Genomic DNA, 23,580 nt, shown 5'->3' with positions numbered 1-23,580 from the left:
TGCATGAGGCTACTCATAACGCAGCGCTTCAATGGGATCAAGCTTTGCGGCTTTATTTGCAGGAAGCATGCCGAAAATAACACCAATGAGCATACTGAACAGCACGCCCCCGCATACAACCTGCCAGGATATGAGTGACGGCCAGCCCGCAATGGCTGAAACAAGCGCGGCCCCTCCGTATCCAATACCAATCCCGACCAGACCGCCAATCAGCGTCAATACGACTGATTCAATTAAAAACTGAGTCAGAATCTGTCCCCTCGTCGCACCAAGTGATTTTCTGATTCCGATTTCCCGCGTCCGTTCTGTGACTGATACGAGCATAATATTCATGACACCGATTCCGCCGACCAAAAGGGAAATACCTGCAATTGAGCCGATAATCGTCGTCATAATTGCAGTTACCTTGCCAATTCCGGCCGCAATCTCTTCCATGTTCATCACTTGATACGAATCCTCTGTGCCATGATTGTCATTTACCAGCTGTGCCGCTTCTTTTCCAGCCGATTTTATGTCGTCTGCTGATTCGACCTGCAATGATACGTTACTGAAATCACTTGTGCCAAAAGAGGATTTCATCATATTAAATGGCACATACATTTCACTTAAACCGAAAGAAAGCAAGCCTGTTTCTTTTTTCAGCACGCCGATAATTTCAACGGGCTGTCCGTTTATCCAGACAACTTCACCTAAAGGAGAGGTTTTATCGAACAGTTCTTCAGCCATCTTTTGAGAGATGATTCCGGCTCTATTCCCCGCAAGAAAGTCATTGTCGGTAAATGTTCTGCCGCTTTCGATTTCTAAAGAATTGACATTCATGTATCCATCATTTATTCCGTTAACCGTAGCATCGGTTTCTTCTTCGTGATAACGCGCTTTCATACTTTCAGAAGTCGAAGCAACGACTTGTTTAATGCCTTCTATTCCTTTTAAACCTTTAATATCGTTTTCTGTAAACGTAGATTCAGCTGCGGCGTTCGGGTTGCTTGCAAGCTCCTCGTCGCTAGGCATATAGTACAGCTCCACAGTATTTCCCGGGCCGCTGATCGACTGCTTCAGCATTTGCTCGCCGCCCTGTCCTACCGCAACGACAACAATGACAGAGCCTACACCAATGATAATGCCGAGCATCGTTAAGATCGAACGCATTTTATGGGCAAGGACAGAGCTTAGAGCCATTCTGATGTTTTCCAACAGGCTCATTCTCCCACACTCCTTTGTCCGGAGCTGGCAGGAACAATGTTTCCGTCACGCACCATGACGATCCGATTCGTGCAATCTGCTACTTCAGGCTCGTGAGTAACCAGAACGATTGTCGTTCCCTCGGCATTTAATGCTGTAAACTGATCCATAATCGCCTCGCTTGTTTTCGTATCCAGCGCGCCGGTCGGTTCATCAGCTAAAATCAATTTCGGCTCATTCACGATCGCCCTCGCAATCGCCACCCGCTGCTTCTGCCCGCCCGACAGCTCGTTGGGCATGTGGAGCATTCGATCGGCTAACCCGACCTTTTCCAATGCTCTCTCAGCCCGCTCTTGACGTTCTTTTTTGCCTATCCCGGAGTAAATCATCGGCAGCTCGACATTTTTTTTTGCGTTCAGCCGCGGAAGAAGCTGAAATTGCTGAAATACAAAACCGATGGACCGGTTACGGACTGCCGCCAGTTCTTTATCTTTATATGAAGAAATGTCTTCGCCGTCCAATTGATATGTACCGGAAGTCGGCCGATCAAGACAGCCGATAATATTCATGATCGTCGATTTTCCTGATCCTGACGGCCCCATAATCGAGACATATTCACCTTGATGAATGTCCAAATCAATAGAATGGAGAACATCAAACGTTTCCTTTCCGATCTGGTAGCTTTTTCGCACATTAGAAAGCTGAATCATTTAAGATTTCACTTCCATTCCGTCAGTCACCTGATCAGATGGATTCAAAATGACTTGATCATCTTGGGTAAGCCCCTCTTTAATTTCTGTCAGGTCATCTGTCACTTCGCCGATTTTGACATCAACTCGCTTTGCTTTTCCGTCTTTTACTGTATACACATAATATTGGTCATCTTCTTTTTTGACTGCCTTTGAAGGAAGCGTATTTGCTTTCCGTGTATCTGTTTCAATATTCATGATAAATTTAAAGCCTGGCTTTCCTTCTGGAAGATTTCCTTTTATTTTCACTTGAAGCGGGTATTGGACCGCCTGTTCTGTTCCTTGTGCCGCAGCGCTCTCCTGCTGATCCGGAACAAGCCCGACTGCGGAAACCGTGCCTTTCCATGTTTTACCCTGTATTACATCTGAAGTGAGTGTGACCTTCTGGCCTTTTTTGACTTTCAATGTATCGTATTCAGACAATTTCCCTGAGACGACAAGGTCTTTTGGGTTGCCGATATGTATGACAGGCTCTTGAATATCTGACTTTTTGGATGCCGCTTCTTGGTTGACAGAAATAACGGTGCCTTCAATTTCGCTTTTCACTTCTAAATCTGACACCCGGTTGGCAAGTGACTGCCGCTGAAGCTCGGTTTGTTTTAATTCGATCTCCGCTGTTTTTTTCTGCATTTGAAGCTCTGTCCGTTCAGATTCGATTTGTTTTTCTGCTTCTTTCTTTCCTACCTGTTTTTCCAGTTCTCTTTCTTTGCTGTCCAAGGCTTTTAACTTTTCTTGAATTTGGTCAATTTGAAGCCGGTTGGATTCAGACGTTAACTGGTTCTGTTCTTTTTCCAGGCTCAGCTGCTCATTTGTATAGGTGACTAAAGGCGTGCCCTTTTTAACTTTATCGCCCTCCTTAACTTTAATGTCTTCTAATGTCCCTTTATCCGCTTCATAAAAGACATACTGTTCATTTGAAAATTTTAGCGTGCCAGGAACCATAACCGTTGATGAGATTTCATTTTCTTCAACGCTCCCCGTCTGTATCTCCTTGCCGGCGCTGCCGCTTGTTGGAGCGGCAGACCGGTATATATTGATTCCAACAAAAAGAGCGACTATAACTGCGATTCCAATTCCGATCCAGACTTTTTTCATGAGCTTATGCACCCGCCACAGAATTGATTAAACCTGAAAAAAGCGAAAATACAACTAAAATTCCGAATAGAATGATTGCTGAAATCCGCCCGGCTTTTTTGGAGATGCCTCCCGTTTTGTGAAGTCCGATTGCTAATAATACAAAGCTCCAGATGCTGAAAATTTCAAAGGTATTTAACACGCTGGCAAGAGCCCCGTCAGATGGGATAATCCCTGCCAGTGACGTCGTGCTGTAAAGAGGATTCACGTCAGTCGTAAAAGCAACGATTCCATTAACCAATAATCCGAGACTGCTAATCAAAGAGACAAACAGACCGAGAGAAAGCATTTTTTTATATGTCGTAACTCCGCCTGATATTTTTACACAGAGCCAATAAATAAGAGGGGCAATAAATAATGCTGCGATACCGCCGATAATAGCGCCTGCCATTCCGCCAAATTTGGTTATTGTTGCGACAGTTTCCATTTGTTCAGCAGATAGCCCTTGCGTATCCTGGCTTTTCAAAAGCTCACTATAATCCGTACCGAGTGATTGCAGCACGGCACCGACGATGATAATTGCTGCAACAATCAAAAGCGGTCCCCATACAGCCGGCCTTTCTCTTATTCTTTCAAATTGAACGGACGGACTTGTGATTACTCCGAAAAGTGAAGGCTTTTCAGTCGCCGTTCCGCTGTTTTTTTCTACATTCGTTTCCATTTCAAAACCTCCTTGAGAATATCTAACAAATAGTACGGGAAGGATATCAAAAAGTTTCATGTTTTTCTAATAAATTTCCAAAAGCCTTCAATATTGAAGGCTTTTCATATTATTCTATCGCTGTGCTGTATTGCGCTTTCACAAGCCCGGCATAAATGCCTCCTTTAGCGAGCAGCTGATCATGGTTCCCTTCTTCTATTTTCCTGCCGTGATCAAGAACAATGATGCGGTCGGCGTCGCGGATCGTAGACAATCTGTGAGCGATCATCACTGCTGTACGCCCTTTCAGAAGCGTTTTTAACGCTTGCTGAATTTTTACTTCTGTCTCTGTATCAATGCTTGCCGTTGCTTCGTCAAGGATGATAATAGCCGGATCGGCGAGCAATGCTCTTGCAAATGAAATAAGCTGACGCTGACCGGCAGACAGTACGCTGCCCCTTTCCTCTACCTCTGTTGCGTATCCTTCCGCTAAATCGGAAATAAACTCATCCGCTCCGACCGCTTGGGAGGCTTTCATCACTTCTTCATCCGAAGCATTTGGCCTTCCAAAACGAATATTTTCCATGATGGTCCCAGAGAAAATAAATGTATCTTGCAGGACAATGCTGATTTGAGAGCGCAGACTGGCAAGGGAAAGATCCTTAATCGGTATACCGTCTATTTTAATGGTGCCTCCGGTCGCATCATAAAAACGGCTGATTAAATTGGCAATCGTCGTCTTCCCGCTCCCTGTATGCCCGACAAGCGCAAGCGTCGAGCCCGCCGGAATAGAGAAAGAAATGGCGTAAAGGGCTTTTCGTTTTTCATCATACGAAAATTCAACCTCTTCAAAACTGATCTCCCCATTTATCTTTTCATTATGAATGGCATTGGGCTTCTCCTTGACATTTGGCTGTTCGTCCAGAAACTCAAAAATCCGTTCTGATGATGCCATCCCCATTAACAGCTGATTATAGACCTGACCCAGTCTTGAAATAGGTTCCCAAAACATTCCCAGATAGAAAGCAAAAGAAACGAAGACGCCAATCGTAATGGTTTCATTCATGATGAGTGTGGCTCCATACCAAATCAAGACAGCCGTCCCAATCGCATTCGTCATTTCTACCAGCGGACGGAACATGGCATTTTTTCTAGTTGCTTCCCGCCATGATTCGTAGTTCTCCTGATTGACACCGTCAAAATACGCCATGTTTTCTTCTTCCTGCGTAAATGCCTGTGTGACCCGGATGCCCTGAATGCTTTCGTTTAGATGAGAGTTGAGCTTCGATTGCTTCAGCCGTACCGTTTGCCAGGATCGGCGTATTTTTTTTCTGAGACTTGTTGAAATAAAAAACATAATCGGCAATGTCACCATGATGGCTATAGTCAGCTCAGGGCTCAGCGTAAACAAAATAATAATCACGCCGGCCAGAAGCAGCAAGTCGGTCAACAAATTGATGACTCCGCTTGTAAAGAGCTCCTGAAGAGAGTTAATATCATTCATGATCCTGACTAAGATCGATCCCGCCGACCGCTGATCAAAAAATCGATGGGATAAGCGCTGCACATGGGTAAATAAATGCTGTCGCAAATCGTAAATGACATGCTGGCCAAGCTGATTCATCCACCTGATTCTTAACACATTGGCGGCGTAATTGAGGACATATAAACCGCTAATAATAAAAATGAGCTGAATCAGCAGCTCCGAGTTTCTCCCTGTAATCGCATGATCAAGAACATAAACGCCGATCAAAATGGGGATCACAAGCTTCACAGCAGTGCCAATTAATACGGTGAGAAAAGAAAGCGGCAAAATTGTTTTTCGATATGGTTTGACATAGCTCAGCAGCCGCCACATTTGAGCCCAGTTAAACGGCTTTTCAATGATTTCATCTGAAGAGTAATAGAAACGCTCTAAAATCCCCTGTTTTTTCACTTGTTTCATTTGGCCCCTCCCTATCCGACCTCATGCGGCTCATTAATCATTTTGACATCGCGGTATTGCAAATCGTAAATCTTTTTATAGTAGCCGCCTTTTTCAAGAAGCTCATGATGTGTTCCCCTTTCACGAATGCGTCCTTTATTAAAAACGAGAATTTCATCGGCGTGTTTCAGTGAAGAAATGCGGTGAGCGACGATAAAGGTTGTGCGGTTTTTCATGACTTCTTTTAAGGCAAGCTGTATGCTGTGCTCCGTTTGCATATCTACTGCACTTGTGGCATCATCCAATATTAAAATGCTCGGGTTCAAGCAGATGGCTCTCGCAATGGCAATACGCTGTTTCTGCCCGCCGGAAAGCCCCATTCCCCTCTCTCCCAGCATGGTGTCATACCCATCAGGAAGCTCCATAATAAAGTTATGAGCCTGCGCCCTTTTTGCCGCTTCGATGACGTCTTCCATTGAGGCATCCGGCCGCCCATACGAAATATTTGATCTAATCGTAGATGAAAACAGGAAGGATTCTTGAAGTACGACCCCGATATTGGAGCGAAGGGTTTTTAACGAATAATCCGTGATTGGTTTGTGATCAATGGTAATCATTCCGCCAACAGGACTGTAAAATCTGGTGAGAAGCTGTGTCACTGAGCTTTTGCCTGAACCTGTCGGGCCCAACAGTCCGATTACCTTCCCGCTGTTTGCCTCAAAGCTTACATTGCACAGCGCGTTTGTTTGTTCTTTCCCGTATGCAAGAGAAACATTTTTGAAATGGACATCTCCGGTTAATTTTTGTTTATGCAAAGCATGAGGATGATCTGTAATGTCTTCTTCTTTTTCCAGAATGTCGAGCAGGCGTTCCCCTGACGCTTTTGCTTGAGAGAACATATTGATGACAAAACCTAAGTTCATAATGGGCCACATCATATAATTGACAAGGCTGAAGAAAGCAACAAGCTCGCCGGGATTGAGCTGATTTTGCATAACCAAGTAACCGCCGTATGAGAGGAGAGCTACAATACAAATGTTACCAATGAACTCCATTAAAGGGAAATACGCAGACCAGATGGATGATGTTTGTAAATACTGCGCCCTGTATTCTGCATTGGCTTTATTGAAAGTGCTGATCTGAAAATCTTCCCTTGAAAGAGATTTAACCGTATTAATGCCGCTGATATTTTCTTGGACTTTTGTATTGAGTTTCGCAAACGATTGGCGGATGCCTCTGAAGGCGGGATGGACTCTTTTGTCAAACCGGTATACCGCAACCGCGAGAAATGGCAGAACAGCTATTGTCACAAGCGTGAGAGGAACAGAATAGTAAAACATAACCGACAGGCTGATGGCTACCAGCAGGCCGAAGCGAATGAGCTCAGCGAGACCGTATGATAAGAAAAAACGAAGCCCTTCAACATCAGCAGTCAGCCTGGACATCAAATCTCCTGTTTTCGCGTTATCATAGTAAGAAAAAGAAAGCCGCTGCAGTTTTTCATACAGACCATTTCTCAGCCGATAAACGGATTTGATCCCGAACATATCACCTAAATACTGATGAAAAAAGGTAGCCATTCCTTTCAAAACCATTACCGCAATAAATCCTAAGCTGACCCACGCCGCAAGCTGATACTGCCGTCCCAGCACGATCTCATCAATTGTAATTTGCAGGATAATCGGATAAACGACAGTAATTGCAGTCATCAAAAGCATGGCTAGAAGCGACCACATAAACACTTTTCTGTACGGCCAATAATACATTTTTAATCTTTTAAATGTCTCCATATCCAGCACCTTTCCAACATTTATCATCTTCACTATATCGATACCCGAAATAAATTTCTATTATTTTTCAAAATTTCAGTCTAATTATGGAGTGAGTCTCTTACTTTATAGGGAGTAACATATGTAGAATAAACGCCGCTTACAGAAAATCATTGTATGCTGAGGATACTTGGGGATATGCCAATGAAATACAGAAAAACCAGACGGCTGAAATGCCGTCCGGTTTTCATCCCCCGCTGACCGGCGGTATGATGGCTACCGTGTCACCCGAAGATACAGAGGTATTTTCTTTTACATAGCTTTCGTTAACGGCAATCATAGCCGTATCAATAGATTCAAGACCGTATTGTTCTTTTAGACTCGCTTTTATTTCATCTGTGGTTGCTTGTTCCACATCTATTTCTATTGCTTGTGTACCGGCCTGTTCAGCCAGTCCTGCAAATAAAAGAATTTTAATCATGCTGCTCTCCCTCGCTTAGGTCTGGTTTTCCGTTCGGATAAGCTATTGTTTCTAGCTGGTCGCCGATCCATTGCTCACCGTCTTCCCAAATTTCTTTTTTCCAAATCGGCACAATCTGTTTAATGCGTTCAATCGCATACTCATTGGCTTCATATGCGGCTTTTCGATGGGGAGAAGATACAGCAATCACTACCGCTGCTTCACCGATATCGAGCACACCTATACGGTGCGTGATCGCAGCTGAGGCACCTTCCCATTTTTCTTCGATTTCAGCGCCGATTTGAGCAAGCATTTGCACGGCCATCGGTTCATATGCCTCATATTCAAGCCGAACCGTTCTTTTTCCGTTTGTCCATTCCCGAACCGTACCAATAAATGTCGTAATGGCTCCTGCTTCCCGTTTCTCCACTTTTTTGATGATGTTTTCAGTATTAATGGGTGTTTTCGTAATCTCAAACCGTTCCATTATGCAGATTCCCCCTTCAGCTGTGAAAGCACAAAATCCACGGCAACCGGATCATCCGCATGAAAAACGGGTAATCCCTGATGCTCTGTCATATGCTCTTTTTTTCTATAGATGATGGCGATTATATTTACTGCTTGCAGCGCTTCCAGATCTTCCTTTTCACTTAGGATAACCACTTTAGGATAAGGGGCTTTTTTAAAGCCTTCAATCAGAAGACAGTCTGTTTCAAGAAATTGGTATAACTCGATCAGCCGTGCCAAATCCCAATTGCGGCGGGCAGTCAGCTGTAACACACCAGCACCTTCTACCGCAGTTACACCAGCACCTGCCGCCTTGTAACGGTCCGTGTCTTTTCCTTCCGTGAGCGTTTGCGGTTCACCGCCGTGACCATGGTGCTTCAGGCAGCCCAAATGGACTCCCTGTTCAGAGGCTTTTTCAAGAATGCGCTCAATAAACGTTGTTTTCCCGCTGTTTTGAAATCCTACAACTTGGACGATCGGGAAAGGACGGACCAAGGCCATTCACTTCCATTCTCTTCTCTGATGAGCAGCACTTGAACCGTTCTGCCAGATTCGTAGCCTCGCGTGCCGCCCGGCAGGATAATAAATGCATTGGCATCTGCAAGTGATGTGACAGAGCTCGACTTATCTAAGCCAACGGGTGTCGCCAACAGCTTCCCTTCCTGATGGTGCACGAGCGCACGAACAAATCGGGTAAATGGGTTCGGCTTCGGAAAATCCTTGGTCAAAACAGCTTCCGCACAAATTGAATGCGGTGTTTCATTGAGCAGCCATGTCTGGATTATCGGTTTGACAAACAGTTCAAAACCGACATAGCATGCCGACGGATTACCTGAAAGGCCAAACAGCAGCATATCGTTTGCATGCGCCACCGTTGTCACGCTGCCCGGGCGCATGGCAACTTTATTAAACAGCACGTCTGCTCCGAGTTTTTCATAGATCGCAGGCAAAAAGTCAAAATCACCGACTGACACACCGCCAGTTGTGATCAGGAAATCCACCTTTTTCATCGCTTCTTTCACTGCAGCAAAGCTTTTATCCAGCTCATCAGAGATTTTCCCTAAATAAAGCGGTGTTGCGCCAGCTTCTATCACTTGCGCATATACCATACTCGCATTGCTGTTGCGGATTTTTCCCGGTTCCAGCGGATCACTGACATTCAGCAATTCGGTACCGGTTGCGATAATCCCGACTACAGGCTTTCTCACGACAGGCACAGATGCGTATCCGAATGTTGCCAAAAGAGCCGTCACTCCTGGTGTCACCCGGGTGCCCTTTGTCAGTAAAACACTCCCTTTTTGAGCGTCCTCACCTGTTTTTGAAATATTATCCCCCGTCTGAAAGCGGCGTTTTAAAGACATAAATGACTTCCCATTCTCCTCAAAGGCTTGAGTCAGTTCAATCATGACGACTGCATCTGCCCCTTCAGGGATTTGCGCGCCAGTCATAATCCGCACGGCCTGAAACGGGCCAAGTTCTTTTTCAGATACTGCTCCCGCTCCAATATGGTCAATAACTTCAAACCGAACTGGGTTTTCACGTGAAGCTTCTGCCGTATCGCACGCTCTGACAGCAAAACCATCGTATGGCGAACGGTCAAACGCAGGTACGTGGTGATCCGCAGTTATATCTTCGGCTAAAAACCGATGAAGGCTGTCTTCAAGCGCCACCCATTCTGTTTCACCTTGTTTTTGAAAATTGCAGACACGCCGAACTGCCTCGTCTACCGGTATCGGTGTTCTTTTCTCCAGCATTCTGACCCCTCCTGTTGTTACAGTCCAATCACTCTTGCCAACACGGAGTTGGCTTCTTTCACATCATTTGTTCCATGCACCAGTGCCCGTCCGTCATTGAAAATGACAATTCTGAAATCCTCGTAAAAAATATGCAGCAAAAACGCATTAGCCTCGACCTTGCCGATTGTTTTCAGCCGCTTAATGAGCTCCTGTTTCGGGATTCTTTTTAATGATTCTGACCTTACCTGCACTGCATCACGGCCGCATAGTACAGCAGCTTTTGGTGTGTTCCAATCCTGAAGATAAGGATATACCGCATTTGCTCCGCAAGATGGGCATTCCTCACGGCGTACATGATTAACGTTAATCTTCATATGCGAATTGTTCCAGACATCAAATGTCACAAAACCCCGCTGTATTGCTTCTATTTGGCCGGTTAACAGCTTTAATGCCTCAGCCTGCTGATATGCTGAAACGATATGCACAGCAGGCGGAATAATGCCGGCAGTATCACACGTCGCCCCGCCGACAGGAATTTGCTCAAACAAACAAGACAGACAAGGGGTTTCTCCGGGAATGACTGTCATGAACATTCCCTGGCTGCTTACACAGGCGCCATAGACCCAAGGTGTCTTTGTTTTCTGGGCAAGATCGTTTATCAGCATGCGGGTTTCAAAATTATCTGTCGCGTCGATCACGACATCTGCTTTTTCAATCAGCGGCTCAAGCGTTTCGGCTGTTCCTTCGGTAACATACGCCTCAATATGTATCTCGCTGTTAATCGCTGATAGATGCTCTTTGGCAGCCATGGCTTTCGGCATGCGGAGTTTGGCATCGCTTTCTGTATAAAGCTGCTGCCTTTGAAGATTGCTCCACTCCACATAGTCACGGTCAATAATGGTAATCGTACCGACTCCCGCTCTCGAAAGCCCTTCAGCTCCTGCAGTGCCGAGCGCTCCCGCTCCGACAATCAGCACATGGCTGTCTGCCAGTCTTTTCTGACCCTCTTCCCCAATTTGCTTAAATCTGATTTGCCGTGAATAACGTTCCTCCATCAAACCTGTTCTCCTTATCTTTTATGTCATCTTATCATGTTATTGCCCCGTCAGTCCCGCTTGAGGGAGTTCGATTTTTCTTCCAAACAGCTAAAATCATCACGTGTATTAATGTTGATAAACTCTGCCGGGTTTGCTCCGATATCTTCAGCCTGTACGTAACAAACCGAAATTCTGCCTAATAAATCTGATATTCTCAACCTCTTCTCAGAAAGCTGATCGTATAGAACTGGCATGATACGTTTGTGGTAAATCGCAATCAATGGCTGCACTTGTCCGTCTGAAATTGGGACTACCGCGTCCGCACCGGCAATCATCAGACGTTTGAGCTCCAGCATCGTCCTTCTTTGTATCAGCGGTGTGTCACAGGAAAGAACAGTATAAAGATCACCGTCTGTCTTTTTAAAAGCGGTATATATACCAGCCAATGGCCCCATGCCTTGAAATGGCTCAGCATCTTGATACACTTCATTTTCACCGTTTTCTTGAAATCTATCAATAAATTCGGGACGGCTGATGATAACCGTTTGTTCTCCAAGTGCCTCTTTAGCGCATTCGTAAAGCATCCTGCCCTTCCATTTGACAAACGCCTTCGGTTCTCCAAAGCGACGTGAGGCTCCCCCTGCCAGCAGTACGTTTACATGCTTCATATCATCTCACCTCTAGTTTCGTTAAAAGCATAGCAAAAGCAAAGGCTCAACGCTACTGCTTGTCTGTTTATTAAAGAGGAATAGCTGTTCAGTATTTGCATATTGTAGTGTTAACATCATGAGGGAGATGGTTCGAATGAAAAGATCAGGTCCTTTTTTCCACGACGTGTCTCAGGAGAACCTTTATTTAAAATCCGAGCTTTCAAGGTGCCATAAGCTGATTGCTGAACTTGAAGCAAGCTACTTTCATCAGAAAAATAACAAACTGCTCAAAGAAAATACCGATATGAAAGAAAAACTCCAGCAGCTGTCTGCCGAATTAACACATATGTCAACAAAAGAAAAACATGCCTCCCACACCAGCCAAACCCTGCACCAAATAAGAGCTGAACTGCTTGATAAAATCGTTGTTTTGCAGGAGCTTCTATCTGCTGAAACCTATAAACGCAGAGCCGAAATCGAAGAAAAACATAAACTTCATATTGCTAAAGTCAAAATCGAAGAAGAAAATAAAAATCTTCATAAACGGATCAGCGAACTTCAAGCCTCGATTGAGCAGGAACAAAATGCACTGCTTCAGGCAAAACAGCAAGCCGAATTGATAAAAGCCGAAAACGGGCGTCTAAAAGAGCAAATGGTAGAAAAAGAATATCAGCTAAAACATATTAAAATAGAAGTTGATCATATGAAAGATCGAATCATAGAAACGAAAGAAAGACTGCTAGACATAGAAAAAACGAAAGAAAAATTATTTCACGAAACTATTATATCGTATAAACGGCAGCTTGATGAAAGCGATGCCTGGATTGCTTCTCATTTTGCCGATATTGATGGCGGCACGAAACAAAAAGAAAAAACGGAAGAAGAAGCTCCAGCGGCCTACGCGCAGCCATATCATGTAGAGACCATCCTTGAAGATGTCACCAAACAGATACATGTGCTCCAAAAACAGCTTGCCCGCGCCCAATCATCAGACCAGGCCAAGAGCCATACAATCGAAGAGCTGAAAAACAGAGCCGCTGAAGAAAAGCCTTATCAAAAGTGGGTGTATAAGCTTAATCTTGAAAAAGAAAACAAACCTTCACAGAAAAAACCTCAATAAAAAAACTGCTTGAGCGATGCCAAGCAGTTTTTCTTTATATTTATTCATTAGCTGATTCAGCTGATTCTGCAGATTCGATTTCACCCTCTAAAATGTACTGCCCGCGATATGGCTTTTTCACTTCCGGGTACATTTTAATTAAGCTTTGCATAAACGTTGTCATATTAGGGATTTCAAGACCGCTTTCTTTTTCAATCTCTTTTTGAAGCTCCGAGCTCTTAATCGCCGCGTTGTGGCGTTTTAATGTTTTAATAGCAGCTTCACGCAGCTTAGCTGCTTTTGATCCCGGTCTTGCCGTTCCTCTTCTTCTTCGTGTTGTTCCGTCTGGTATACCGGCAGGAAGAGAGGAAATAGATTGAAGCTGAGGCTGAACAGACTGCTGCTGTGATTGCGGCTGATAGCTTCTGATTTCCTGAGCCGCAAGCTCAGCGAGAACCGGCAGAGAGTCAGGTTTTTTTTCAGAACGGAAATCCTTTTTGATTTCGGAAGGGCTTCCATTTCTGTCCAGCTCTCTTAATTTTGCGTATATTTTATCACGTTCAATTTGATATTCACGAATGACTTTCACTTCAGCTTCATTTAATTGTTCTAACCGCAAGCGCAAAGCTTCTCTTTCATTAAACATTCCTCAATGTACCCCCTATCAAAATTAACATCTTTAATTAAGATATTAGATTACAAAAGTAATTTTATCAACTATTATTTTAGCATTTTACTATTATATTTACTCTATGAAAAATTCCTTATTTTCTGAAAATGTTTTATTTTTCAAAAGAGTCCTTTATTCTCAAGGGATTAAGGGGCTTTCTAGTTTATTTGGTATAATGTTGAAAATATATATTTTACTTACTTCTTTAAAGAAATTTAGTGTAATATCTACAATTTTCGAGTTATGACATATGAGATTTATCTAAAATTGAGGAAAAACATCAAAAATTAGCTGTGTTTTCTAGCGTATCAATCAAACAAACCATCAATTCCTATACCCAAATTTGGAAAAATAAGCTTCTTACTCTTCTTCCATTGCTTTTTGCACAAATAAAAAACCTGATGTGATCAGGTTTTTAGGAAATACTATTTAGTCAGATACCTATTCCGTTTCAGCCAGAACGCGGTTCACACGTTTTTCAAGCATTTTCATACCGCTCCCGCCGGCTTGGAAGTGACGGAGCTGTCCTGTTTTATCAAACACATAATACGCAGGTACGTATTCATTTTCAAATGCATCGGTTAAAGCATGGTCACTGTCAACAAAAATCGGCTGAGTGATATCGTGTTCAGCAGCTGTTTCTTTAATTTTACCAAGATCAAGATCATCTTCGGAACGGGGCATGTGTACAGCTACAACATTCAGCTGATCTTGATATTTATCACGAAATTCATTCACTTGCGGCATCGCTTCTTTGCACAAGTGGCAGCTGATGGACCAGAAATGAATAAGCGTCGGCTTTTCCCCAATCAATTGCTCTCTCGTCACTTCACCATTTAACCAAGCTTTTTCTCCCGTCAATTCCGGCATGGGCTGACGTAATTTCATTGCTTTTTCCCTCCTATTTTAAAAGAGAGGCCTAACGAATATGCTAGACCGCTTTTCGTTCTTGGAAAGAATTAAAGTGTTTTTTGGCCTGGTTTCCAGTTAGCCGGACAGAGTCCGCCAGTTTGCAGCGCCTGGAGAACACGAAGCGTTTCATCAACATCACGCCCAATGTTGTTATGGAAAACAGTTTGATATTGAAGCTCCCCTTCAGGATTAATAATAAACAATCCGCGCAAAGCCACACCTTCTTCTTCGATTAAAACGCCATATTCCCGGGATACCTCATGGTTTGTATCAGCAGCAAGCGGGTATTTCAGCTGGCCAAGACCGTTTTCTTTGCGGTCTGTATTGATCCAAGCTAAATGAGTATGGATGGTATCAGTTGAAACCCCGATGACTTCTGCATCAAGATCTTCGAACTCGTCATAGCGGTCAGACATTGCTGTAATTTCTGTCGGACAAACAAAAGTGAAATCCATTGGATAGAAGAATAGCACTGTCCATTTGTCGTTTTTCATGTTTTCCTCAAGACTTACTTTGCCGAATTCTTTGCTTGCAAGGACTGCTTCCATTTCAAAACGAGGAGCTTGTTTACCTACCATACGTTCTGCCATATGTATCCCTCCAATTTATTGTTTGGCTTAAAGGTCAAAATCGCATGAAAATAAAGGGTGATTAACCATTTTTAGTTATATTGCAATGCCATTATATAAAAGCAGATTTCCTGAGTCAATTTTTAACAAATCATGTATGTCTTTGGCTTCGACATTTTTGAATAAAACGTTTAACATGGTCATGTACAGGGTAACTAGTCTCAATGTGCAGCAATCAATTAGAAAAGGAGCTCAACATGGACTTTATTAAACAATATGATTGGGCGGGACTGATTACAAATGCCGGTGTTCTGCTCATTAAACTCGCCATTATGATATTGCTCTATTTTATCGTTCGATCATTAGGCATGAAAATCATTAAACATCTGTTTGCAAAATTCGAGGAGCAGAATAGCTTGTCTATCGGACGTGCACATACACTCCGAAGCCTGACTCTTAACATATTTGCTTATACATTGATTTTCATATTTTTCGTCATGGTTCTAGATTTGTTTCATTATGATCCAAGCGCTCTTTTAGCGGGGGCAGGAATCGTCGGCCTGGCTGTCGGATTTGGCGCCCAAGGGCTTGTCAGTGATATCGTGACAGGTTTTTTTATTTTGCTTGAGAAACAATTGGATGTCGGAGATTATATTACCGTTTCCACCTTTGACGGAATTGTCGAGCAGGTTGGCTTAAGGACAACTCAAATCCGCAGCTTTGACGGAACACTGCATTACATCCCCAACCGAAACATCACAAACGTGAGCAATCATTCTCGTGGTACCATGCAGGCTCTTGTTGACATTAAAGTGCCGGCTGAAAGAAATATTGATGAAATGATTCATATTTTACAGCAGGTTTGTGATGAAACGGCAGCGGCTCTTCCGCAAATAAAAGAAGGCCCAAATGTCATCGGCATTCAAGAACTGGGGACTTCCGAAATTGTAATCAGGGTCATTGCCAAAACAGAAAATATGGAACAGTGGCGAGTCGAACGAGTGTTGAGAAAAGAAATAAAGAACGCGTTCGACCGCGCTTCCCCTAAAGAAACAGAATAAATAAAAGAACCGAAGCTTTTTGCTTCGGTTTTTATATTACTGAATTCTGCTTTCAACTTCGCTGCAAATTTCTTCAGCCGTCATCCCGGAAGCTGTAATGACAGGTGCTTGTGTTACCGTATCGGCTATCCCTTGCACATTATTATCAAGACCTGTTACGACACAGCAGTCACAGCCTTGAGCATCAGCAGGGCTTTTCATCATTACAACGTCATATCCTTTTTCTTTTAAAGCAGCTTCTACATCTGATAATGATTGTTCAATTCCAATTTTTTTAGCCATTTTTGAACACCTCCGTTTACTAGAGTGCTCATTTTATGGAATTTTATTCTTTCATTTGTACTTAATTGGCATAAACAGAAAAATAACCTGTCATGACATGAACCGCTGTTTCTATCGCATTTTCATCGGGATTCAGCTTAGCATGATGAAGCCCATGTTCAGAATCAGCGCCGAGCCAGAACATGAAGCCGGGATATTTTTTCAGCATGTAGCCAAAATCCTCTCCAGTCATTGCTTCTTTTGCTTCAATTACTGTCGCCAGTTGATGTTCAGCAACAAAAGACATAAATTCTTCTGTTAATCCGCTCGTATTGTAAACTTGGTGATATACAGACGGATATGTCACTTTTCCTTTGCAGCGGAATCCGATTTCGATTCCTTTCACTACATCTTCAATCCGCTCCTTTACCTGTTTCATCGATTCTTCAGAAAGCGTGCGGATCGTGCCTTCCAGGTGGGCCGTTTCTGCAATGATATTTTGTGCCGAGCCTCCGGTAATGGTACCAACTGTAATAACAGCACTGTCTAGCGGATCTGTGTTTCTAGAGATAATCGTTTGCAGCTGGGTGACAAGTGTACTTGCCGCTACAACCATATCCTCAGCCAAATGCGGATATGCCGCATGTCCCCCTCTGCCTTCCAGATCGATGACTAGCTCTGATGTATTCGCAAATAGAAGGCCGCTTTTTGTCGCAATGGTGCCTACCGGAAGCTCTGGAGCAATATGAAGCGCAGTGATGAAATCAGGCTGCCACTTTTTTAATACATCGCTCTCAAGCATTGGTTCCGCTCCGCCAGGCCCTTCCTCTGCCGGCTGAAACAGAAAAAGCAAATCATGTTTGACTGGGTGGTGAACAAAATGATCAATAATGCCGAGTGCAATCGTCATATGCAAATCGTGACCGCAGGCGTGCATGTTGCCGTGATGCTCTGATGCGAATGGAAGACCAGTTTGCTCTTCTATAGAAAGCGCATCGATATCGGCTCTGTACGCCAGCATTTTTTCCGGCGCCGTCCCGTTCACTTTTACAAAAAGCCCTGTTCGCCATTTCTCAATTTCAATTCTGTCTTGCGGATATTGTTCCAAGACATTTAATAAATACTGCTGGGTTTTGAACTCCTGAAATCCAAGCTCCGGTATACGATGCAGATCTCTGCGAATTGCGATGAGCTCCTCTATCTTCATTTCTATTCCTCCTGCCTATACGAATAAGGCGTGGATATATTATCCACGCCTTTTTTATCAAACTTTTCCTTACAGCTGGCGTAATTCCTGCTTGATTTCAGTTTTGCCTTTTGTTTTTTCATCAATGTCTTTGATTTTTTTAGCTGGTGTGCCTGCAACGACAGTGTATGGCTCAACGTCGTTTACCACGATCGCTCCCGCAGCAACAACAGCTCCTTTACCTACTGTTACACCTTCAAGCACAACAGCATTTGCGCCGATTACGACGTCGTCTTCAATCACAACCGGTTTAGCGGATGGCGGCTCAATAACGCCCGCAAGTACAGAACCCGCGCCGATATGGCAGTTTTTTCCGACAGTAGCTCGTCCGCCAAGCACAACGTTCATATCAATCATTGTGCCTTCGCCGATGACTGAACCGATATTAATAGAAGCACCCATCATGATGACTGCGTTATCACCGATTTCAACTTGGTCGCGGATGATCGCGCCCGGCTCGATACGCGCTTTGATGTTTTTAAGATCAAGCATTGGGATCGCAGAATTGCGGCGGTCATTTTCAACCACATAGTCTTCGATTTTGCTTTGGTTTTCTTCGATTGCTGTTTGGATTTCGCTCCATTCACCGAAAACGACACCAGTGTTTCCGTTGATAAAAGCTTTCGCAGATTCACCGAAATTGATTCCTTCCAGCTCACCTTTCACGTAAACCTTTACAGGTGTAGATTTTGTACTATTTTGAATAAATGAAATAATTTCATTTGCGTCCATCATTTTCATATGTATAGTCCTCCTCCTGATTTTCTACCTCATTACTGTATCAAAGGAAAGATACAAAGACAAGAAAAAAAGGAACAGCCGTTTTAGCAGTTCCCAGTGAGTGATCAGACAGCGCACCCGCTTTTCTTTGCGAATTGTCTCCCGAAGTTTATTAATTCTTCCTCTTCTTCACCTTCTGGATTATTTTCGATTTTTACCGAAGGCAGCACAATGTCTCCACCGCGTTCTTTTATTTTTGCCTCTAGCGTATCAACCGCTCCGCAGAAAAATTCATATGCTGTATCACCGGAACCGAATACAGCGCATGTTTTGCCGGAAAAATCAATCTCCTCCATGTCTTCAACAAGATCTAAAAATTCATCAGGCAGATCTCCGTCTCCCCACGTGTAGGTTCCCATTATGACATGGTCATAATCGGTAAACAGCTGGGCATCATCAATATCCATTGCTTCGAAACGGTCTACTTCTGCTAACGCCTCCTGAAGCCCCTTTTCAATCAAATCTGCCATAGCTTCAGTGTTGCCTGACATTGTTGCATAAATGAGCAAAATCTTCGCCAATTCCTTGTTCCTCCTCTAATGAATCATTGCTGAAACTTCGTACGGCTGGACAAATTTACATTCATACAAGCCTGCGCAAAAGAAATTCTCTTTCTGATTGGCCACTCTCCATCCATGTCCCTTAATGGTATCGAACCATTTTAACGACCGGGCTTCGAGATCAACCTGGTAAATTCTCGAAAAACCATTTTCATCTTGTGTTGTAGTGACATATATAATGCCATCATCCTCTGAAAGATCAAGAAATGATTCTTCATTTCTGATCATACTGGATTGTATGGTGAATTCTTCACCATTCAAAAGATTCCTTACAGTGACAGCACCGTGCTTTCCTTTCACAGAACCCATCGCCGCCACCAGCCAATTTTCATTGAACACGAGCATGGATGCCGTCATCCGGTTTTTTTCTTTTTTGACAACTTGGACAGTGTCACGCTTAATGTCGTAAGCCCAAATGCCGCCAAAATATTCGTGTATTTGCGTGCCGATAAAAAGATTGCCCCCGTGAAGGCATAACGACCGGATAACAGGGGGATTATGAAATTCGGCAAAAGGTTTGGCTACGCGCCATGAGACACCAAAATCATCCGATACATAAATACAATGCTTACCGTGGGCGCAGACAAACCCGTTGTTTCTGCCGGTAATCGCCCACACTGTTGCATTTGTCGGAAAGCTCGACATCGTCCAGGTTTTCCCTTCATCAGCCGAACGAATGACTGTTCCCTTTTCACCAACGCCAAATAAGTAAGGCCCTATGTAGCTGATACAGTGTATCTTACTTTTCAAACGAAAAAGCTTTCTCCAGCCCTGCTCCAAAGAGTAATGAAAAATGCCTTCTCTTTGTACCGCCACAAAATATCCAGAAAACGCCGATGCCGTAACAGCGGTTGCCCCTTTATGAAACATGGATTTTTTCCTTGTTCATATAATCTGCCCATGCAAGAAAACCTCTCGCAAACGCTCGGCAGCTTTCCACATCTTCATCTGTTTCAGGCGCTAATTCAATTTTTAGTGTTTCCTGGTAAACAGCAGCTCCCGCCTCTTGCAGCATGACATTGAACAAATTCACCGCTTCGCAAAACTTTGGATAAGAATAATCGCCAGACCCGAAGCAGGCTGTTTTTAAACCATTAAGCTGAATCTGTTTGACCTCTTCGAAAAAATCCTCCGCTTCGTAGGGCAAATCGCCGTCCCCCCATGTATAGGTGCCAATCAGTACATAATCATAGGAGGTTAAACAAGACGCATCCATATCATCTATCTCGACACAATCGATATCCAACTCATATTCCTGAAGCGTATCTTTTATTATGAAGGCAATGTCTTCTGTATTTCCTGACATGCTGGCATATGTAATCAAGGCTTTAGCCATGTTATCACCCCATTAGTTGATAATGATTTTCAATATCATATGTATCACTTTAAATGATAATGATTTTCATTGTCAACAGATAAATAAAAAAAAGACAGCACCTCGCTGTCTTTAAAATGGATTTTCCTGATCCAGCATATCCTTTATCACTTGTACAAAAGCTTGAACTTGTTTCAGTTCAAAGGCAGGCTCATAGCCTAATAACCATGTATCCCGACCGATCGGATGCCCTTTCATGTCTAAAAGAGGCATTTTATTCACTTTATCTTCATTTTGAAGGGTAACAGACGGCAAAATGGCATAACCGATTCCGTGCAGCGCCATCTGTTTGCACGTTTCAATCTGATCAACCAATATCGTCTGTTTCGGCGACGTTTTAAATTTTTGATGCCACCAGTGCTGAATTTCCTGAAAATAAGTGCTATCACTTTTAAACTGGATAAACGGCCGTTCTGTATGGGCAATATCTTCGATGCAGGAAATTTCAGTATCCACTAAATACAGATGATCTGTCATTAAGTAATCTTTGCGCCCCTTCCACTCAGGGTTGCCTCTTATAATGCCGATATGAACCTGATCCTCATACAAGCTTTTCAGCATTTCGCTGCTCCACCCGGTTATGAGCGAGATCTTTGCATTCGGATACTTTTCCACATACGTCTTCAGGACTTTAGGGAGCCAATGCTGACCGATTATGGAGGCGACGGCAAGCTTCAATGTGCCGTGAATTTCACCTTCAAGCTCGTCAATATTTTCTCTTATTCTTTCCTGCTCTAATGTCACATCATTCGCAAACTGAATGATTTTCTCACCGGCGGGCGTTACCGTTAATCCTTTTTGAGATCTTAAAAAGATTTTTGTTCCCCACGCCTTTTCAATGGTTTGTAAGCGCTGAGATAAAGCCGGCTGAGATACAAAAAGCCGTTCTGCCGCCTTTCTCATATTTAATTCCTCAGCTAAAACTACGAGCATATGAAGCTCTTGAAGCTGCATGTCGTCCTCCTTTTTGTTATCAATAAGTTTTTCTTATCTCCCATTCTAATAAAATCTTAGTTTCTTATTCAAGCCCTATTCTCGTTTAAATTATGTATGCGCTTTCTTTTTTCACTCTGCCTATATAATAAAAATAGGCCGTACAGCCTACTTATTCAACGAGCGTATATGCTTATTCAATTCCTTTAAAACGACTCTTCTCGTAAAAATCCCTTCAAATACCTGCTCGTCATTTTCAACACAGACAAATCCGTTATTAATGACCATGCCGAATCCCTTCATAATCGGATCATTGATATGAAGGCGCGGAATGTCGGTCAGCATGACTTCCTCAACAGTGATTTGGTCAAGCTTTTCAAACTCAATTCGCTCAAGTCCAAAAATACTGTTCATGATCATATTTGTCCCGATTAAGCCATGTAAACGGTAGGAAGGATCCAGAACCGGGATGGCTGTGTATCCGGTTTTTGTCAATACTAATAATGCATGCTCAAGGTTATTTCCGACTTGCACGTGCGCTACTTTGTCCGCCTCAATCATAAATTGTCCGACTGTTGCCTCAAGAAGTTGATCTGATTGTAAGCTTATCATGTTTTCGACCCCTTTTCATTTTCATCATCAATACATTCCCTATATTGCAATAATATAAACTTTATCAGTATTTGTCGAAAAGTTTCCTTTCAATAAAAAAGATACTCTTTGTGGAGTATCAATTATAGGGTGTCCCATTAATTTTCAAATCGAAATCGGTCGTATAGCGTTACAAGTTTTTTGTAGGTGGTTCCGTCAACGTTTTTGGTCCCTGTCTCTATATCGTTGATCTCACTGCTTAATAGCTCGATGGCATACTCATGGTTGATCAGGATATTCAGCAGAAGTTTTTGTTCTTCTTCTGTAAATCGTTCACCGATAAGACTCATTCGCAATCAGGCCCCCTGTTTTATACTGAATACCTCTGAAAGCAAGACAACTTACTTTCAGCTCTACCGCTAGAATAAGTAATCAGATAACAAACGTCAACCGCATAATTCGACATTTACCTTGGCTTTTTCAGCCAAATTATTTTGTGAAACGATTTGCATAGCTGAAGGCAGTGTATGAATCCGGCTTTATTTTGGCCTCAATCCCCATGGAGGTAATACGTCCAGTCATTTCTTGGATCAGATCTTTTGTAAGCCCTTTTTTCCCAATATCCAAGTGAACTTCAAAGGTAAGATCCGCCCCCTCACCGGTAAAGGGCAGGAGCAGATCGGTAATATCCATTAAGTGTCCATCAAGAATATGAGCGGCCGTTTCTTGGCTGTACGCCGTTTCTAACGAAATCTTCTCCCGAAGGCTATGTATGGGTCTGTCGACTGTATGATTTTTCAAGCAGCCCCAAGCTCCCTTGCCTGTACGATGCAAATGCAATGCGGTAATAAACTTTGTGTAGTCGCGGTAAACCTGTGAATCGGTTCCGATCGATAACACATAAGAAGAACGGGGGTCCTTTTGAACAAAGGCTTTAAGCCGTTCCATCACATCTTGAAAGGTCATCTGTGCTTCTGAAAGATTATAAAACAGAAAAGAATCAGCCATCACGACACTCCTTTTCAAGGATTTACAACCATGAAACAAGTATGTTCCTTACCGTTTATTTCGATTACTTTTGCAAAGGCGGAAGCTTGTTCCCCCCTATTTCAGGAATCTTACTGAAGAAGTTCAAAGATTTCGATGGAAACCATGTCGATATTATCAAACGGATATGTGTTAGGTTTTTCACCTTTTTGGAAAACCGTCAGTTCAAACGTTTGATTTTTTTCGAAATATTTAACACTGCATATTTTCTCACCATTCACTTCGAAATAGCGCTGCATTGGCTCGTTAGCCGCTTCCGCTGTTTCTTGCAGACTTTGCAGCCGTGTGATGATACCCATTAATTGTGACATTCTAAAAAAAGACTCCTTTCAAAAAGCAACTTCAAATCAACAAGTATTTATTATAATACAAGTTCTATTGAGCATCATACCATAAAGTCGGACAGGATGGCATTTTCACTGCTGAATTTAAGCAAAGAAAAAAAGTGAAAAAAACTATTTTTCTTTAGTTTGAGGCTTTTTTTGAATGTCATGCACACAATTATAATTTTTTTCGAATCTTTGGCAGCATTAAGAATGCCTTTTTGCAACGTTGTCAAAACCTTCTTTTGAATTTTCTGGTGAAGTCCCGCGTGGCCATAATCAATGGGAGTCATGCTGGATAGAGGTAAACAACAGAACTGAAATAAACATTTCAGAACGAATTTTCCTCCTCACCCGTGCAGCAG

General features: G+C 43.1%; 28 protein-coding genes. 2 read left to right on the top strand and 26 right to left on the bottom strand.

What is annotated here, in order from left to right; translation table 11 throughout:
- Window positions 1-9 precede the first annotated feature (9 nt).
- The 12 genes from skiZ to NSQ16_RS07710 form a co-directional block, all read right to left on the bottom strand.
- Window positions 10-1,203 (bottom strand): sporulation-delaying-protein transporter subunit SkiZ, encoded by a 1,194-nt coding sequence (gene skiZ, locus NSQ16_RS07765; protein WP_015252177.1) that lies wholly within the window; start codon window positions 1,201-1,203, stop codon window positions 10-12.
- A complete protein-coding gene (gene yknY, locus NSQ16_RS07760) occupies window positions 1,200-1,892 on the bottom strand; it encodes an ABC transporter ATP-binding protein YknY (RefSeq protein ID WP_003232356.1) in 693 nt (230 codons plus the stop codon). The genes skiZ and yknY overlap by 4 nt, the downstream gene beginning before the upstream one ends.
- Complete coding sequence (locus NSQ16_RS07755) at window positions 1,893-3,026, bottom strand: efflux RND transporter periplasmic adaptor subunit (RefSeq protein ID WP_041055894.1); 1,134 nt, start codon at window positions 3,024-3,026, stop codon at window positions 1,893-1,895.
- Window positions 3,027-3,030: 4 nt separating this feature from the next.
- Window positions 3,031-3,726 carry a toxin SDP protection protein YknW gene (gene yknW / locus NSQ16_RS07750; RefSeq protein WP_339232672.1) on the bottom strand — a complete coding sequence of 232 codons (696 nt, stop codon included), beginning with the start codon at window positions 3,724-3,726 and terminating at the stop codon, window positions 3,031-3,033.
- A 109-nt stretch (window positions 3,727-3,835) separates the two neighbouring features.
- Window positions 3,836-5,650 carry an ABC transporter ATP-binding protein gene (locus NSQ16_RS07745; protein ID WP_230488532.1) on the bottom strand — a complete coding sequence of 605 codons (1,815 nt, stop codon included), beginning with the start codon at window positions 5,648-5,650 and terminating at the stop codon, window positions 3,836-3,838.
- Between the two features lie 11 nt (window positions 5,651-5,661).
- Window positions 5,662-7,419, bottom strand: coding sequence for an ABC transporter ATP-binding protein (locus tag NSQ16_RS07740; RefSeq protein WP_029317738.1), 1,758 nt, complete (start codon window positions 7,417-7,419; stop codon window positions 5,662-5,664).
- A gap of 226 nt (window positions 7,420-7,645) precedes the next feature.
- Window positions 7,646-7,879 carry a molybdopterin converting factor subunit 1 gene (gene moaD / locus NSQ16_RS07735; protein WP_014476678.1) on the bottom strand — a complete coding sequence of 78 codons (234 nt, stop codon included), beginning with the start codon at window positions 7,877-7,879 and terminating at the stop codon, window positions 7,646-7,648.
- Window positions 7,872-8,345 carry a molybdenum cofactor biosynthesis protein MoaE gene (locus tag NSQ16_RS07730; protein WP_339232669.1) on the bottom strand — a complete coding sequence of 158 codons (474 nt, stop codon included), beginning with the start codon at window positions 8,343-8,345 and terminating at the stop codon, window positions 7,872-7,874. Before NSQ16_RS07730 ends, moaD begins: the two co-directional genes overlap by 8 nt.
- Window positions 8,345-8,866, bottom strand: coding sequence for a molybdopterin-guanine dinucleotide biosynthesis protein B (mobB, locus tag NSQ16_RS07725; protein ID WP_042974935.1), 522 nt, complete (start codon window positions 8,864-8,866; stop codon window positions 8,345-8,347). Before mobB ends, NSQ16_RS07730 begins: the two co-directional genes overlap by 1 nt.
- On the bottom strand, window positions 8,827-10,119 hold the full coding sequence (gene glp / locus NSQ16_RS07720) for a gephyrin-like molybdotransferase Glp (protein WP_339232667.1): 1,293 nt from the start codon (window positions 10,117-10,119) through the stop codon (window positions 8,827-8,829). Before glp ends, mobB begins: the two co-directional genes overlap by 40 nt.
- Window positions 10,120-10,136: 17 nt before the next feature.
- Complete coding sequence (locus tag NSQ16_RS07715) at window positions 10,137-11,156, bottom strand: molybdopterin-synthase adenylyltransferase MoeB (protein WP_283934325.1); 1,020 nt, start codon at window positions 11,154-11,156, stop codon at window positions 10,137-10,139.
- A gap of 50 nt (window positions 11,157-11,206) precedes the next feature.
- Entirely contained in the window at window positions 11,207-11,806 is a 600-nt protein-coding gene (locus NSQ16_RS07710) for a molybdenum cofactor guanylyltransferase (RefSeq protein WP_339232663.1), read from the bottom strand.
- A 136-nt stretch (window positions 11,807-11,942) separates the two neighbouring features.
- Between NSQ16_RS07710 and cse15 the strand changes: the two genes are divergently transcribed.
- Window positions 11,943-12,908 (top strand): spore protein Cse15, encoded by a 966-nt coding sequence (gene cse15, locus NSQ16_RS07705; RefSeq protein ID WP_076457764.1) that lies wholly within the window; start codon window positions 11,943-11,945, stop codon window positions 12,906-12,908.
- A gap of 40 nt (window positions 12,909-12,948) precedes the next feature.
- On the opposite strand, the gene rok is transcribed toward cse15, so the two are convergent.
- From rok to ahpA, 3 genes are all read right to left on the bottom strand, one after another.
- Window positions 12,949-13,533 (bottom strand): transcriptional regulator Rok, encoded by a 585-nt coding sequence (gene rok, locus NSQ16_RS07700; RefSeq protein WP_014113628.1) that lies wholly within the window; start codon window positions 13,531-13,533, stop codon window positions 12,949-12,951.
- A 465-nt stretch (window positions 13,534-13,998) separates the two neighbouring features.
- Window positions 13,999-14,445 carry a thiol-disulfide oxidoreductase YkuV gene (gene ykuV / locus NSQ16_RS07695; RefSeq protein WP_015252187.1) on the bottom strand — a complete coding sequence of 149 codons (447 nt, stop codon included), beginning with the start codon at window positions 14,443-14,445 and terminating at the stop codon, window positions 13,999-14,001.
- A 71-nt stretch (window positions 14,446-14,516) separates the two neighbouring features.
- Window positions 14,517-15,059, bottom strand: coding sequence for a biofilm-specific peroxidase AhpA (gene ahpA / locus NSQ16_RS07690; protein ID WP_003245371.1), 543 nt, complete (start codon window positions 15,057-15,059; stop codon window positions 14,517-14,519).
- A gap of 236 nt (window positions 15,060-15,295) precedes the next feature.
- On the opposite strand from ahpA, the gene mscT reads away from it, so the two are divergent.
- The gene (mscT, locus tag NSQ16_RS07685; protein ID WP_327836690.1) at window positions 15,296-16,099 is read left to right on the top strand and encodes a small-conductance mechanosensitive channel protein MscT; all 804 of its coding nucleotides are present in this window, start codon (window positions 15,296-15,298) and stop codon (window positions 16,097-16,099) included.
- A 36-nt stretch (window positions 16,100-16,135) separates the two neighbouring features.
- Here mscT and NSQ16_RS07680 read toward each other — a convergent pair whose 3' ends face one another.
- The 11 genes from NSQ16_RS07680 to NSQ16_RS07630 all read right to left on the bottom strand — a co-directional run bounded on the left by NSQ16_RS07680 (window position 16,136) and on the right by NSQ16_RS07630 (window position 23,203).
- The gene (locus NSQ16_RS07680) at window positions 16,136-16,381 is read right to left on the bottom strand and encodes a YkuS family protein (protein ID WP_003232382.1); all 246 of its coding nucleotides are present in this window, start codon (window positions 16,379-16,381) and stop codon (window positions 16,136-16,138) included.
- Window positions 16,382-16,442: 61 nt separating this feature from the next.
- Window positions 16,443-17,567: an N-acetyldiaminopimelate deacetylase gene (locus NSQ16_RS07675; RefSeq protein ID WP_327836688.1), complete on the bottom strand. Its 1,125-nt coding sequence runs from the start codon at window positions 17,565-17,567 to the stop codon at window positions 16,443-16,445.
- A 69-nt stretch (window positions 17,568-17,636) separates the two neighbouring features.
- Window positions 17,637-18,347, bottom strand: coding sequence for a 2,3,4,5-tetrahydropyridine-2,6-dicarboxylate N-acetyltransferase (gene dapD, locus NSQ16_RS07670; RefSeq protein WP_003218680.1), 711 nt, complete (start codon window positions 18,345-18,347; stop codon window positions 17,637-17,639).
- A gap of 104 nt (window positions 18,348-18,451) precedes the next feature.
- Window positions 18,452-18,907: a flavodoxin gene (locus NSQ16_RS07665; RefSeq protein ID WP_015715806.1), complete on the bottom strand. Its 456-nt coding sequence runs from the start codon at window positions 18,905-18,907 to the stop codon at window positions 18,452-18,454.
- Between the two features lie 15 nt (window positions 18,908-18,922).
- Window positions 18,923-19,816: a hypothetical protein gene (locus NSQ16_RS07660; protein WP_003232385.1), complete on the bottom strand. Its 894-nt coding sequence runs from the start codon at window positions 19,814-19,816 to the stop codon at window positions 18,923-18,925.
- Complete coding sequence (locus NSQ16_RS07655; protein WP_014479661.1) at window positions 19,806-20,282, bottom strand: flavodoxin; 477 nt, start codon at window positions 20,280-20,282, stop codon at window positions 19,806-19,808. The genes NSQ16_RS07660 and NSQ16_RS07655 overlap by 11 nt, the downstream gene beginning before the upstream one ends.
- Window positions 20,283-20,393: 111 nt before the next feature.
- Window positions 20,394-21,275 carry a transcriptional regulator CcpC gene (ccpC, locus tag NSQ16_RS07650; protein WP_003232387.1) on the bottom strand — a complete coding sequence of 294 codons (882 nt, stop codon included), beginning with the start codon at window positions 21,273-21,275 and terminating at the stop codon, window positions 20,394-20,396.
- Window positions 21,276-21,422: 147 nt separating this feature from the next.
- The gene (gene cbpB, locus NSQ16_RS07645; protein WP_003218674.1) at window positions 21,423-21,866 is read right to left on the bottom strand and encodes a cyclic-di-AMP-binding protein CbpB; all 444 of its coding nucleotides are present in this window, start codon (window positions 21,864-21,866) and stop codon (window positions 21,423-21,425) included.
- 137 nt (window positions 21,867-22,003) lie between these two features.
- A complete protein-coding gene (gene abbA, locus NSQ16_RS07640) occupies window positions 22,004-22,201 on the bottom strand; it encodes an AbrB antirepressor AbbA (RefSeq protein ID WP_010886502.1) in 198 nt (65 codons plus the stop codon).
- 133 nt (window positions 22,202-22,334) lie between these two features.
- Window positions 22,335-22,853 (bottom strand): ribonuclease H-like YkuK family protein, encoded by a 519-nt coding sequence (locus tag NSQ16_RS07635; RefSeq protein WP_003232389.1) that lies wholly within the window; start codon window positions 22,851-22,853, stop codon window positions 22,335-22,337.
- Between the two features lie 110 nt (window positions 22,854-22,963).
- A complete protein-coding gene (locus tag NSQ16_RS07630; protein ID WP_003218671.1) occupies window positions 22,964-23,203 on the bottom strand; it encodes a DUF1797 family protein in 240 nt (79 codons plus the stop codon).
- Between the last annotated feature and the right edge of the window lie 377 nt (window positions 23,204-23,580).

The organism is Bacillus sp. PS108 (genome assembly GCF_037963335.1).
Lineage (GTDB): Bacteria > Bacillota > Bacilli > Bacillales > Bacillaceae > Bacillus > Bacillus subtilis.
The sequence above is the reverse complement of the archived record's forward strand: the minus strand, read 5'-3'. Positions and strand labels throughout refer to the sequence as shown.

Excerpts from the sequence above, each read along its gene's own strand:
- cse15 (WP_076457764.1), top strand. The coding sequence starts at position 11,943 with ATGAAAAGATCAGGTCCTTTTTTCCACGACGTGTCTCAGGAGAACCTT.
- NSQ16_RS07680 (WP_003232382.1), bottom strand. The coding sequence starts at position 16,381 with ATGGCTAAAAAAATTGGAATTGAACAATCATTATCAGATGTAGAAGCT.
- ahpA (WP_003245371.1), bottom strand. The coding sequence starts at position 15,059 with ATGGCAGAACGTATGGTAGGTAAACAAGCTCCTCGTTTTGAAATGGAA.
- mobB (WP_042974935.1), bottom strand. The coding sequence starts at position 8,866 with ATGGCCTTGGTCCGTCCTTTCCCGATCGTCCAAGTTGTAGGATTTCAA.
- rok (WP_014113628.1), bottom strand. The coding sequence starts at position 13,533 with ATGTTTAATGAAAGAGAAGCTTTGCGCTTGCGGTTAGAACAATTAAAT.
- NSQ16_RS07675 (WP_327836688.1), bottom strand. The coding sequence starts at position 17,567 with ATGAAGATAGAGGAGCTCATCGCAATTCGCAGAGATCTGCATCGTATA.
- NSQ16_RS07660 (WP_003232385.1), bottom strand. The coding sequence starts at position 19,816 with ATGTTTCATAAAGGGGCAACCGCTGTTACGGCATCGGCGTTTTCTGGA.
- NSQ16_RS07655 (WP_014479661.1), bottom strand. The coding sequence starts at position 20,282 with ATGGCTAAAGCCTTGATTACATATGCCAGCATGTCAGGAAATACAGAA.
- NSQ16_RS07630 (WP_003218671.1), bottom strand. The coding sequence starts at position 23,203 with ATGTCACAATTAATGGGTATCATCACACGGCTGCAAAGTCTGCAAGAA.
- skiZ (WP_015252177.1), bottom strand. The coding sequence starts at position 1,203 with ATGAGCCTGTTGGAAAACATCAGAATGGCTCTAAGCTCTGTCCTTGCC.
- glp (WP_339232667.1), bottom strand. The coding sequence starts at position 10,119 with ATGCTGGAGAAAAGAACACCGATACCGGTAGACGAGGCAGTTCGGCGT.
- NSQ16_RS07740 (WP_029317738.1), bottom strand. The coding sequence starts at position 7,419 with ATGGAGACATTTAAAAGATTAAAAATGTATTATTGGCCGTACAGAAAA.
- NSQ16_RS07635 (WP_003232389.1), bottom strand. The coding sequence starts at position 22,853 with ATGGCTGATTCTTTTCTGTTTTATAATCTTTCAGAAGCACAGATGACC.
- yknY (WP_003232356.1), bottom strand. The coding sequence starts at position 1,892 with ATGATTCAGCTTTCTAATGTGCGAAAAAGCTACCAGATCGGAAAGGAA.
- moaD (WP_014476678.1), bottom strand. The coding sequence starts at position 7,879 with ATGATTAAAATTCTTTTATTTGCAGGACTGGCTGAACAGGCCGGTACA.
- cbpB (WP_003218674.1), bottom strand. The coding sequence starts at position 21,866 with ATGATAAGCTTACAATCAGATCAACTTCTTGAGGCAACAGTCGGACAA.
- dapD (WP_003218680.1), bottom strand. The coding sequence starts at position 18,347 with ATGAAAATGATGGACGCAAATGAAATTATTTCATTTATTCAAAATAGT.
- mscT (WP_327836690.1), top strand. The coding sequence starts at position 15,296 with ATGGACTTTATTAAACAATATGATTGGGCGGGACTGATTACAAATGCC.
- NSQ16_RS07710 (WP_339232663.1), bottom strand. The coding sequence starts at position 11,806 with ATGAAGCATGTAAACGTACTGCTGGCAGGGGGAGCCTCACGTCGCTTT.
- yknW (WP_339232672.1), bottom strand. The coding sequence starts at position 3,726 with ATGGAAACGAATGTAGAAAAAAACAGCGGAACGGCGACTGAAAAGCCT.
- NSQ16_RS07730 (WP_339232669.1), bottom strand. The coding sequence starts at position 8,345 with ATGGAACGGTTTGAGATTACGAAAACACCCATTAATACTGAAAACATC.
- ccpC (WP_003232387.1), bottom strand. The coding sequence starts at position 21,275 with ATGCAGCTTCAAGAGCTTCATATGCTCGTAGTTTTAGCTGAGGAATTA.
- ykuV (WP_015252187.1), bottom strand. The coding sequence starts at position 14,445 with ATGAAATTACGTCAGCCCATGCCGGAATTGACGGGAGAAAAAGCTTGG.
- NSQ16_RS07745 (WP_230488532.1), bottom strand. The coding sequence starts at position 5,650 with ATGAAACAAGTGAAAAAACAGGGGATTTTAGAGCGTTTCTATTACTCT.
- NSQ16_RS07755 (WP_041055894.1), bottom strand. The coding sequence starts at position 3,026 with ATGAAAAAAGTCTGGATCGGAATTGGAATCGCAGTTATAGTCGCTCTT.
- NSQ16_RS07715 (WP_283934325.1), bottom strand. The coding sequence starts at position 11,156 with ATGGAGGAACGTTATTCACGGCAAATCAGATTTAAGCAAATTGGGGAA.